The 2,256-nt window shown below is 39.7% G+C and carries 3 protein-coding genes; 2 read left to right on the forward strand and 1 reads right to left on the reverse strand.

Annotation, left to right across the window (positions count from 1 at the left end):
* The coding region (locus AC1DSE_RS34290) for a MarR family winged helix-turn-helix transcriptional regulator (RefSeq protein WP_477529017.1) at positions 1 to 436 on the reverse strand (436 nt) is incomplete at its 3' end.
* A gap of 235 nt (positions 437 to 671) precedes the next feature.
* On the opposite strand from AC1DSE_RS34290, the gene AC1DSE_RS34295 reads away from it, so the two are divergent.
* Both AC1DSE_RS34295 and nagA read left to right on the forward strand, forming a co-directional pair.
* Positions 672 to 1,445 (forward strand): DeoR/GlpR family DNA-binding transcription regulator, encoded by a 774-nt coding sequence (locus AC1DSE_RS34295; protein ID WP_477511890.1) that lies wholly within the window; start codon positions 672 to 674, stop codon positions 1,443 to 1,445.
* A partial coding sequence (nagA, locus tag AC1DSE_RS34300; protein WP_477529018.1) for an N-acetylglucosamine-6-phosphate deacetylase occupies positions 1,435 to 2,256 on the forward strand: 822 nt, incomplete at its 3' end. The genes AC1DSE_RS34295 and nagA, both read left to right, overlap by 11 nt.

Below are 2,256 nucleotides of genomic sequence, written 5' to 3' on the forward strand. Positions count from 1 at the left end.
GCTTATTTTCCTGATCAAGATTTTTATTGATTGTATCCAAAAATGCAAATAGCTTCACTTGATCTTCGCTGCTCAATCCTTTCATCATGAGGTTCTCCGTTTCACTGAAAAACTGTTCAAAATCCAAAACAACATCTTTTCCTTTTGCTTGCATGCGCATTATTTTTTTGCGTTCATCCTTAGCATCCGTCTTCCTTTCAATAAACCCGTTTTTCTCTAAATTATGAACGATACTGCTAATGGAAGATCCTTTACGTTGAAATGCACGTTCCAAATCTTTCTGAGACACGCCTTTCTCTTCATTGTGAAATACATATTCAATGAGTTTGGCTTGCTCGAACGTTATTCCATGAGCTTCAAGCTTTTTGTCCGCATAATTTTTTAGTTTGTGGCCAATTGCGCGCACTTGATACTGTAGAGTATGTTCGATTTCCATCAGCCTCCGCATAATCGTTAGATTTCTAACTAATAATAAATCACATCGATTGCTAAGTCAATCTCGTAATTGACATATGGACTGATTCTCCTTATTCCAATCCGCTCGTCCAATAATTCACTTCAAATTACTTATAACTTACTTCTAATTACTTAAATAATACTTCCATTTACTTAAAAAGTACGATAAACTTACTTACAAGGAGGTGTTCATCATCTATCAAGAGCAGAGATTATTGAAAATACTCGAATATTTAAAAGAACATCAAACGATGAGTGTCATGGATATTTGCACCCATCTCGGTGTATCAAGGGATACAGCTCGAAGAGATATCGTTAAATTAGTGCAAGAAGGTGTAGTCAATCGAACACATGGTGGAGTAGCCTCTCCTCAATTACAGAAGGAGCTTGCTTCCTATCAGGAACGGCTAATTGATGAGACAGATAGCAAAATCAATATTGGTTTGGTAGCAGCAAAGCTCATTCATGATCATGAGACGGTCATATTAGACGTTTCTACAACGGTGCAGGCAGTGGCCGAACAAATCTCCGCGAAAAATATTACAGCTATTACTCAGTCTATAGACATCGTAAGAATTCTCTCTGATCGAGATGATCTGCAGGTTTATGTACTCGGTGGTTATTTACATGTAAAGAACCGCTTGCTGTATGGTCCCTCCGTTATTGAAAAGCTTCGTGAAATGAGAGCTGATAAGGTGTTTATTGGCGCCGCGGCGATTCAATCAGATGGGCTCTACTACCCGTTTGAAGAGGATGCTCATATCAAAAAAGAGATGGCACGCAGATCAGACCAGGTTATCGCTGTAGCTGATTTTACGAAGTTTAAAAACAAGTCGGTTTATCGATTAGATTTTGACTATATTGATATTTTAATTACCGATCAAGAAGTGCCTAGCGAAATAGAAGAAATACTTGATCAGAAAAATATAACAGTTATTTGCTCTGAGATGAACAACAAACTCGAGGAGGAAAATAAAGATGACTTATAAAATCGTGCATAACGTTCAAATCGTTCAGCCTGATGTTATTTTGCCAGCTAGTACCGTCTGGATTAGAAATGGAATCATCGAAAAAATAGAAAATAATCATACTCCCCTTTCGCCTCTTCCAGAGGAGGAATATGAGCTTATAGATGGGAACGGGCAATGGTTAATCCCCGGTATGATCGATGTCCATATACATGGAGCTAACGGGTTCGATATGATGGATGGAAGCGAAGCGAGTATTCAAGAGGTTTCTCGTGCATGTGCTGCAACGGGCTGTACCTCGTTTCTTGCTACATCAGTAAGCTCTACAATGGATGAATTATTAGCTATGATTCGTAGTGTAAAACGTGTCGTTGGGCTTGAGGTCGGCGCCAAAATTGCTGGACTTCATTTAGAGGGACCTTATCTGAATCCGAAACGTAAAGGGATGCAAAATGAAAAGTATTTACGTCATCCGCATCTTGGTGAGATGAAGCGAATTTTTGAAGAAGCAGATGGACTTATTAAAATGGTAACGATAGCCCCAGAATTACCCGGTGGAATGGAACTCCTCTCTTATTTGAAAGAAATGGAAGTTATCATTGCTGTCGCACATTCTGATGCAACGTATGAGGAAGCTAAGTTAGCATTTGATGCTGGAGCTAGCCATGTTACACATTGCTTTAATGGCATGCGGCCGATTCATCATCGAGATCCCGGGCTCGTCGCTGCTGCTTTTGAAGCAGATCATGTGAGTATTCAAGCCATTGTCGATGGTGTCCACCTTCATCCTGCTATTGTTCGTTTGATGCATCGCATTAAAGGACCCGAAAAC

Source organism: Paenibacillus sp. 01L418 (assembly GCF_056400045.1).